Annotated in this window: 11 protein-coding genes; 5 read left to right on the forward strand and 6 right to left on the reverse strand. The window is 68.4% G+C overall.

Going from position 1 to position 8,023, the window contains the following annotated elements; translation table 11 throughout:
• Window positions 1-55: 55 nt before the first annotated feature.
• Entirely contained in the window at window positions 56-1,045 is a 990-nt protein-coding gene (locus ACFWIW_RS41905; RefSeq protein WP_378373573.1) for a carbohydrate kinase family protein, read from the reverse strand.
• 141 nt (window positions 1,046-1,186) lie between these two features.
• Between ACFWIW_RS41905 and ACFWIW_RS41910 the strand changes: the two genes are divergently transcribed.
• Window positions 1,187-1,375 carry a hypothetical protein gene (locus tag ACFWIW_RS41910; protein WP_360971290.1) on the forward strand — a complete coding sequence of 63 codons (189 nt, stop codon included), beginning with the start codon at window positions 1,187-1,189 and terminating at the stop codon, window positions 1,373-1,375.
• Window positions 1,376-1,447: 72 nt separating this feature from the next.
• Here the strand turns inward: ACFWIW_RS41910 and ACFWIW_RS41915 are convergent, their stop codons facing one another.
• Window positions 1,448-1,825 (reverse strand): HesB/IscA family protein, encoded by a 378-nt coding sequence (locus tag ACFWIW_RS41915; protein WP_378373574.1) that lies wholly within the window; start codon window positions 1,823-1,825, stop codon window positions 1,448-1,450.
• A gap of 143 nt (window positions 1,826-1,968) precedes the next feature.
• Here ACFWIW_RS41915 and ACFWIW_RS41920 point away from each other — a divergent pair, with 143 nt between their 5' ends.
• Window positions 1,969-2,625, forward strand: coding sequence for a DUF3043 domain-containing protein (locus ACFWIW_RS41920; protein ID WP_378373575.1), 657 nt, complete (start codon window positions 1,969-1,971; stop codon window positions 2,623-2,625).
• Between the two features lie 55 nt (window positions 2,626-2,680).
• A complete protein-coding gene (locus ACFWIW_RS41925; RefSeq protein ID WP_037344716.1) occupies window positions 2,681-3,670 on the forward strand; it encodes an aldo/keto reductase family protein in 990 nt (329 codons plus the stop codon).
• An 83-nt stretch (window positions 3,671-3,753) separates the two neighbouring features.
• Here ACFWIW_RS41925 and ACFWIW_RS41930 read toward each other — a convergent pair whose 3' ends face one another.
• Genes ACFWIW_RS41930 through ACFWIW_RS41940 form a run of 3 tightly spaced genes read right to left on the reverse strand, consistent with a single transcriptional unit; the run spans window position 3,754 to window position 5,571 of the window.
• Window positions 3,754-3,981: a hypothetical protein gene (locus tag ACFWIW_RS41930; RefSeq protein WP_016336063.1), complete on the reverse strand. Its 228-nt coding sequence runs from the start codon at window positions 3,979-3,981 to the stop codon at window positions 3,754-3,756.
• On the reverse strand, window positions 3,974-4,825 hold the full coding sequence (locus ACFWIW_RS41935; protein WP_378373576.1) for a phosphoribosylaminoimidazolesuccinocarboxamide synthase: 852 nt from the start codon (window positions 4,823-4,825) through the stop codon (window positions 3,974-3,976). Before ACFWIW_RS41935 ends, ACFWIW_RS41930 begins: the two co-directional genes overlap by 8 nt.
• Window positions 4,822-5,571, reverse strand: coding sequence for a GntR family transcriptional regulator (locus tag ACFWIW_RS41940; RefSeq protein ID WP_378373577.1), 750 nt, complete (start codon window positions 5,569-5,571; stop codon window positions 4,822-4,824). Before ACFWIW_RS41940 ends, ACFWIW_RS41935 begins: the two co-directional genes overlap by 4 nt.
• A gap of 170 nt (window positions 5,572-5,741) precedes the next feature.
• On the opposite strand from ACFWIW_RS41940, the gene ACFWIW_RS41945 reads away from it, so the two are divergent.
• Entirely contained in the window at window positions 5,742-6,146 is a 405-nt protein-coding gene (locus tag ACFWIW_RS41945) for a hypothetical protein (protein ID WP_378373578.1), read from the forward strand.
• Here the strand turns inward: ACFWIW_RS41945 and ACFWIW_RS41950 are convergent.
• A complete protein-coding gene (locus ACFWIW_RS41950) occupies window positions 6,143-6,811 on the reverse strand; it encodes a 2-C-methyl-D-erythritol 4-phosphate cytidylyltransferase (protein ID WP_378373580.1) in 669 nt (222 codons plus the stop codon). The two genes, ACFWIW_RS41945 and ACFWIW_RS41950, sit on opposite strands and share 4 nt — an antisense overlap.
• Before the next feature lie 92 nt (window positions 6,812-6,903).
• Between ACFWIW_RS41950 and cobT the strand changes: the two genes are divergently transcribed.
• Window positions 6,904-7,983 carry a nicotinate-nucleotide--dimethylbenzimidazole phosphoribosyltransferase gene (gene cobT / locus ACFWIW_RS41955; RefSeq protein WP_378373579.1) on the forward strand — a complete coding sequence of 360 codons (1,080 nt, stop codon included), beginning with the start codon at window positions 6,904-6,906 and terminating at the stop codon, window positions 7,981-7,983.
• Window positions 7,984-8,023: the final 40 nt, after the last annotated feature.

Raw genomic sequence — 8,023 nt, forward strand, 5'->3', positions numbered from 1 at the left:
CCCCCTTCCCTCGGCTGAGCCGAGGGAAGGGGGCCTTCACGCGCGTTGAATCAGCTCACGCGGGCAGGATCGCCGCGATCTCCTCGGCGGATTCCGGCCCGAAGGCCTCCTTGAGGCGGCCCAGGACGTCGGCGCGGTCGAAGGACCATTCCTGCGTCCCGACGGTCTCCAGCACCAGCACGGCGATCAGCGAGCCCAGCTGCGCCGAACGCTCCAGGCTGAGCCCGCCGTCGATACCCGCGATGAACCCGGCCCGGAAGCCGTCGCCGACGCCGGTAGGGTCGACCTTGCCGCGTTCCGGGACGGCGCCGATCTGCAGCGCGAGGCCGTCCTTGCCGACGATCTCGACGCCCTTCTCCCCGAGCGTGGTGATCCGCATGCCGACCCGGTCGAGGACCTCGGCCTCGGTCCAGCCGGTCTTCTGCAGCAGCAGTTCCCATTCGTAGTCGTTGCTGAACAGGTACTTCGCGCCCTCGATGAAGGCACGCACCTGCGCGCCGTCCATCCGGGCCAGCTGCTGCGAGGGGTCGACGGCGAAGGTGTAGCCGCGCTGGCGGCATTCCTCGGCGTGCCGGACCATGCCCTCGGGGTCGTCCGGGCTGATCAGCACGAGCGAAAGTTCGCCGGCGTGCGCCGCGACCGGCGCTAGTTCGATGTTGCGGGATTCGGCCATCGCGCCGGCGTAGAAGGTCGCGATCTGGCAGAGGTCCTCGTCGGTGGTGCAGACGAAGCGGGCGGTGTGCGCGACCTCGGACACCAGCACCCCGGCCGTGTCGACGCCGTGCCGCTCGAGCCACGAACGGTAGTCGGCGAAGTCGGAGCCCACCGCGCCGACCAGGATCGGGCTCTTGCCCAGCACCCCGAGACCGAAGGCGATGTTCGCGCCGATGCCGCCCCGCCGGACGACGAGATCATCCGCCAGGAAGCTCAGGGAAACCCGGTGCAGCTGCTCGGCGATGAGCTGCTCGGCGAACCTGCCCGGGAAGTGCATGAGATGGTCGGTTGCGATACTGCCGGATACTGCGATCCTGGCGCTGGCTGCCACCGGTTCTCCTTGATCGGTCGGCCCCGCGGAGGCGAGGACGGCTAAGTTACCCGCAGGTCATGCCCCATACGGGTTGCTTCAGGCACGGCCATCAACACTACCGGTTGGTAGTGGTGTCCGACTCCCCGATGAGTCATTAGCTTGTCGTTCGTGACCACTTCCGCGTATCACCTCGAACCGGAATCGATCGGCGAACTCATCGCCGACTGTGCCGGCATCCCGTCGTCCCTCCAGGCCGAGAACATGCCCCTGCCGCGGGAGAGCGCTCCGCCGTGGACCGTGGACGAGCGTTGTCACGCCCAGGTCGCCGATCTGGACGCCTACGTCTGATCCAGGTCCGGGCATGAAGAAGGGCCGCGACCTGGGTGAGGTTCGCGGCCCTTCTTCATGCCTCGACGCGGCTCAGTGGAAGCTGTCGCCGCAGGCGCAGCTGCCGGTCGCGTTGGGGTTGTCGATCGTGAAGCCCTGCTTCTCGATCGAGTCGACGAAGTCGATCACGGCGCTCGACACGTACGGCGCGCTCATCCGGTCGACGGCGACGCGGAGGCCGTCGAAGTCACGGAACAGGTCGCCGTCGAGCGTGCGCTCGTCGAAGAACAGCTGGTAGCGCAGGCCGGCGCACCCACCGGGCTGGACGGCGATGCGCAGGTGCATGTCGTCGCGGCCCTCCTGCTCGAGCAGGGCCTTCGCCTTGGTGGCGGCGGCGTCGGTCAACGTGACGCCGTGGGTCTCCTCGGCGGTTTCGGCCTGAGCTGCGGCTGCCTGCTCAGCGGTCGTCATGGTTCTCCCTCTGGTCGAACTCGCTGCGGGTACTCGTCTTGCACATGGTCCAACACGTCGGAGTCCCGATCTGTTCCCCTCCATGGTGACATATCGCTCGGCCTGGTGCGTGGCACCGTGACGCCCGCGACTACCCTGGTGAGGTGAGGTTCCTGCGCCGTAGCACCACAGACTCCGCCACGACGGACACCGAGAAGCCCGACACCGAGGCCGTCGAGGTCCAGGCCAAGGCGTATACGCCGGGCAAGGGCAAGGCCACGCCCAAGCGGCGTGAGGCCGAGGCCAAGCGCCGCGGCCCGGTGGCGCCCCCGCCGACCACCATGCGGGAGGCGATGAAGCGCAACAAGGAGCTCCGCAAGTCCGCGAAGGCCGACCCGGAGTACAAGCAGAAGCAGCGCAACGCCGCCAAGGAACGCCGTGAGCGGATGATGGCGGGCGAGGACAAGTACCTGCTCCCCCGTGACCGCGGCCCGGTCAAGGCGTACATCCGTGACCTGGTCGACTCGCGGCGCAACCTGCTCGGCCTGTTCATGCCGCTGGCGATCCTGGTGTTCGTCGCGCTGATCCTGCCGTACCCCGAGGTCCAGCGGTACGCGACGCTGCTGTGCACCGTGATGCTGCTCGGCATGATCGTCGAAGGTTTCCTCAGCGGGCGCCGGATCGCGAAGATGGTCCGCCTGAAGTTCCCGAACGAGACGATCAAGGGCACCTCCGTCGGCTGGTACTCCTTCATCAGGGCGAGCCAGATCCGCAAGCTGCGCGTCCCCAAGCCGCGGGTCAAGCCCGGCGACAAGGTCTGATCAGGGGAAACCCAGGTCGTTAGCCTGCCTAACGGCCTGGGGTAGAGTCGTGCCCATGGAGTTTCGACGACTGGGCCGCAGCGGCCTCAATGTCAGTGAGATCTCGTACGGCAACTGGCTCACCCACGGGTCCCAGGTGGAAGAGGACCAGGCCCAGGCCTGCATCAAGGCGGCGCTCGACGTCGGCATCACCACCTTCGACACCGCCGATGTTTACGCGAACACGGCCGCCGAATCGGTACTCGGCCGCGGCCTGAAGGGCCTGCGCCGCGAAAGCCTGGAGATCTTCACCAAGGTCTACTGGCCCACCGGCCCCAAAGGCCCGAACGACCAGGGGCTCGGCCGCAAGCACATCATGGAGTCGGCGAACGCTTCGCTGAAGCGCCTCGGCACCGACTACGTCGACCTCTACCAGGCGCACCGGTTCGACCGGACCGTCCCGCTCGAAGAGACGTTCCTCGCCTTCGCCGACCTCGTCCGCCAGGGCAAGGTGCTCTACGTCGGCGTCTCCGAGTGGACCGCCGAGCAGATCACCCAGGGCGCGGCGATCGCGCGCGAGCTCAACGTGCCCCTCATCTCGAACCAGCCGCAGTACAACGCGCTGTGGCGGGTCATCGAGGCGCAGGTCGTCCCGGCGTCCGAACGCGAGGGCCTGAGCCAGATCGTCTGGTCGCCGATCGCGCAGGGCGTGCTCACCGGCAAGTACAAGCCCGGTCAGCCGCTGCCCGAGGGCTCCCGCGCGACCGACGAGAAGGGCGGCGCCAACATGGTCGCCCGCTTCCTCAACGACGACGTCCTCGAGCGCGTGCAGCGGCTCGAGCCGATCGCGGAGAAGGCGGGCCTGACGATGGCCCAGCTGGCCGTGGCATGGGTGCTTCAGAACCCGAACGTCGCTTCGGCGATCATCGGCGCCTCGCGGCCGGAGCAGGTGCACGAGAACGTGAAGGCGGCCGGCGTGAAGCTGGACGCGGATCTGCTCGCCGCGATCGACGAGGCCCTCGACGGCGTCACCGAGACCGACCCGACGCTGACCCGCTCGCCCTGATGCTGCTGAAGGACGCTTTCCCCGCATGCGATGGGGGAAAGCGTCCTTCACCGCGTGTAATGCGGGGAAAGCGTCCTTCAGCGTCAGTCGCCGTGCACGCGGGACTGGTACGCGATCTGACCGTCGAGGTCGAGCGCGTCACCGGGGGCGCGCAAGGGATCGATTCCCAAGCCACGCAACAACCTGCTCGCGCCGGCGACCCGGTCACCGGTCCGGCCGTCGAGCCGGACCGGTGCGTGACCCCGCTGGATCAGCAGGCCCTCGACGTCGTCGATCAGCCGATACGGGTCGTAGACCTGCTGTTCAGGCATGACCACCACCGGGAATCCAGGTGTTCCCGGTGATCCTTTCGTAGACCTCGGTGTAGCGCTTGCGGGTCGCCTCGACGATCTCGGCCGGGATGGCGGGGCCGGGCGGCGTCTTGTCCCAGCCGGTCGTCGTGGACCAGTCGCGGACGAACTGCTTGTCGAACGCGTGCTGCGTCCGGCCCGGCTGGTACTCGTCGGCGGGCCAGAACCGCGACGAGTCCGACGTGAGGACCTCGTCCCCGAGGGTCAGCACGCCGTCGGCGTCGAACCCGAATTCGATCTTGGTGTCGGCGATGATGATGCCGTTCTTCGCCGCGTGCTCCGCCCCCTTGGTATAGACCTCGAGCGTCAGGTCGCGGAGGCGGTCCGCGGTCTCCTGGCCGATCTCGTTCACGACGTCGGCGAAGGTCATGAACTCGTCGTGCCCGGTGTCGGAGATCTTCGTCGTGGGCGTGAAGATCGGCTCGGGCAGCTTGTCGGCCTCGACGAGACCGGCGGGCAGTTCGACACCGGAAACCTTGCCGTCGCGCTGATATTCGCGCATCCCGAGACCGGTGAGGTAGCCGCGCGCGATGCACTCGACCTGGATCATCTTCAGCGGCTTGCAGCGCATGGCGCGGCCGGCGAATTCGGCGGGCACGTCGGTCGTGGAAACGACGTGGTTCGGCACCACGTCGGCCATCTTTTCGAACCACCACGCGGAAAGCTGGTTCAGCAGCGCGCCCTTGTCCGGGATCGGGGTCGGGAGCGAGACGTCGTAGACCGAAACGCGATCCGACGCGACGAGCAGAATGTCGCCGTCGATTTCGTAAAGGTCCCGGACCTTACCCGCGTGAATGTGCTTCATGCCTCGTCCTCGATGTCGTATTCGTAGAAAATCCAGTGGTCCGGCAAGGCCGCCGATTCGCCGTACTCGAGTACGTCCCCCTCGGCGGACAGGAACCTGTTGCGGCTCAACAGAATCGCCGAACCTTCGGCCACGCCGAGTTCCGCCGCCTCCTCGGCACCCGCCAGCCCCGCGGCGTGCTGAGAATGAGTCGAGGCCAGAACCCGGCCTGTCCGGTCCGCCACGTATTTGACCGTGCCTTCGACGATCCGCACCGGCTCGAACAGCAGAGGCGCCTTCGACGCGACAGCGCCGTCGAACCACGAAACCGACGTCGACACCGGCCTGCCTTCGCTCGCGTACGTGGTCCTTCGCCGCCGGATCACCGGAGCACCTTCATCGATTCCGAGCGCGCCCGCCACTCTGTCCGGCGCGGGCAGCAGGCCCGCTTCGCGGATTTTCGCGTAGTGGCCCGGCGGATAGACCTTGCCGGTTCGCGCGATCGAGATCGTCCGATCGTGCGCGGACCGGTGCAACGTCCTGGTCTGCACCACTGTCCCGATCCCGCGTACCGCGCGGACCAGACCTTCGGCGCGAAGTGTCGAGAGCACCTTCATCGCCGTCGCCATCGCGACGTTCCAGTTCCTGGCGATCTCGCGCGCGGACGGAACCGCGTCGCCTTCCTTGAGCCTGCCCGAAACGATGTCGTCGCGAATGTTCCCCGCGATCTGGAGATACGGCGGTTCGGGTCGATCGACGGCGGGCAAGGTGACTCCTCACAAGGTCGCGCGGTGCGCACAAGCGTTCTAGCACACCAATGGGCGAGCACCAAGGATCCTGCTCACACCCCATTATTACGTACTAGTACACATTCTGGACGGTGCTCTAGTACACCTGTTACTCTCCGAGAAGTTCCCGAAACCCGTTGGGGGGCTCGATGAACCATCTGAGCATCGACGAACTGCTCGAAGAGCTTCGAAGACGCCGGTGGGTCGTCTACATCTTCGGCCCCCGGGAGGAGCCGGAGGTCTGTGCCGCGGTGTTCCAGTGGGACACCTGCGCCGACGTCCTCATCCTCCGCGGGGAAGAACGGGCGAGCGCCTTCCGCGTCACCACGCTCGCCGACACCGACGTCTTCCAGCCGGCGCTCGTCTCCTGGCAGTACCACTCGACGGCCGACTGGACCCTGCGTGCCGTGCTCACCATCCCGCCACCCGGCGACGCCGCCGCGCCGATCCAGCTGCTGCAACCACATCCGGACTGCGTGATCCCGATGGAGGCACGACGGCCGGTCACCGTCCTGCCCGCCATACCGACCAAGGCCGACCAGGGAGATCCCTAACCTCGGCCGATCACCTGCTCGGCGACAACGAGGTCGTGCGGGTAGGTGATCTTGAGGTTCTCCGCGCTGCCCGGAACCCACCGCACCGGCAGCGCGGAGAACCTTTCCATGCACGAAGACGTGTCCGTGCCGACGAAACCCTCACGCTCGGCCGTTTCGTACGCCTCCAGCAACGGGGCGGCGCGGAAACCCTGCGGTGTCTGCACCCTGATCGCCCCGGGCAGCGCGCCGGAAACGGTGTCGCCGTCGACGCGCACGATGTCGTCGGCCGCGACGCCGGGCACCGCTCCCCCATGGCGCCGCGTGCCGTCGAGGACGTCCGCGATCAGTTCCGGGGTGACGAGCGGGCGGGCCGCGTCGTGCAGCAGTACCGCGTCGATCTCGCCGCTCTCGATACGGGAAGCCATATGGCGCAAGGCGTTCAGCTCCGAACCCTGCCGCGTCGCGCCGCCGTGGACGAGTTCGACCTCGCCCGGATGCGCGGCGAGCACCTCGTGTGCGAGTCCGGTGTCCTGCGGCCGGATGACGAGCACGAGCACGTCGATCCCGGGCACGCGGGCGAAGGCGTCGAGCGACCACGCGACGACCCTTTTGCCCGCCACCGGCAGATAGACCTTGTTGAGCTTGGCGCCGACCCGGGTACCCGCTCCGCTCGCGAGCACCACCCCGGCGGCCTTCGTCTGAGCCACAGGCAACTCTGGCACAGCCGGGTGGGTAGGTTGGGCCCGGCCACCAAAGTGATCCGAAGGGCGGGGCGTTGAACGACGAAATCCTCGAGTTCGCCGAAGTCGAGCAGCCTGACGAACACGCGCGTTCGGCGGCGATCGCCCTGCACACGAAACTGATCAAACCGGCCGGTTCGCTGGGCAGGCTCGAAGAACTGGGCGTATGGGTCGCGGCCTGCCAGGGCCAGTCGCCGCCGCGGCCGTTCACACGGCCCCGGGTCGTGGTGTTCGCCGGGGACCACGGTGTCGCCGCGAAAGGCGTCTCGGCCTATCCGGGCGAAGTCACCGCGCAACTCGTCGGCAGCATGCTGACCGGTGGCGCGGCCATCAACGTCCTGGCCGCCTCGGCGGGCGCGAGCGTGCGGGTCGTCGACATGGCCGTCGACAGCGATGCCCCGGCGACGCGGTCGATCGGCGAGTTCAAGGTGCGGCGCGGTTCCGGCTCGATCGACGTCGAAGACGCGCTGACCGACGACGAGGCCCGCGCCGCCGTCCGCGCGGGCCGGGCGATCGCCGACGCCGAGGTCGACGGCGGGGCCGACCTGCTCATCGCGGGCGACCTCGGGATCGGGAACAGCACCCCGGCCTCGGTGCTGGTCGCGGCGCTGACCGGCAGCGAACCGGTGGCCGTGGTCGGCCGCGGTTCCGGTATCGACGACAACGCCTGGATGCGCAAGGCCGCGGCGGTCCGTGACGCGCTGCGGCGGGCCAGGACCGTGCTGGCCGACCCGGTCGCGCTGCTGCGCACCACCGCCGGCGCGGACATCGCCGCGATGGCGGGCTTCCTCGCGCAGGCTTCGCTGCGGAAGACGCCGGTGATCCTGGACGGCCTGGTCGCCTCCGCGGCCGCGCTGGTCGCCGAGGAACTCGTCCCTGGCGCGCGGCAGTGGTGGACCGCGGGCCAGCGCGGCGGCGAACCGGCGCACGCGCTGGCGCTGGAACATCTCGATCTGGAGCCGATCCTGGACCTGGACGTCCGCCTCGGCGAGGGAACGGGCGCCGTCGCGGCGCTGCCGCTGGTGTTCATGGCGACGCGGGTGCTCGCGGAGATGGCAACGCACGAGCAGGCCGGGGTGAGCGGGCCGCTGATCGAGACCCCTCCCGCGTCCTGACCCGCGTCGGGCCTCGTGAGTGGCAAGGACGGTTAGAACC

This window comes from Amycolatopsis sp. NPDC058340, from assembly GCF_042723975.1.
Lineage (GTDB): Bacteria > Actinomycetota > Actinomycetes > Mycobacteriales > Pseudonocardiaceae > Amycolatopsis.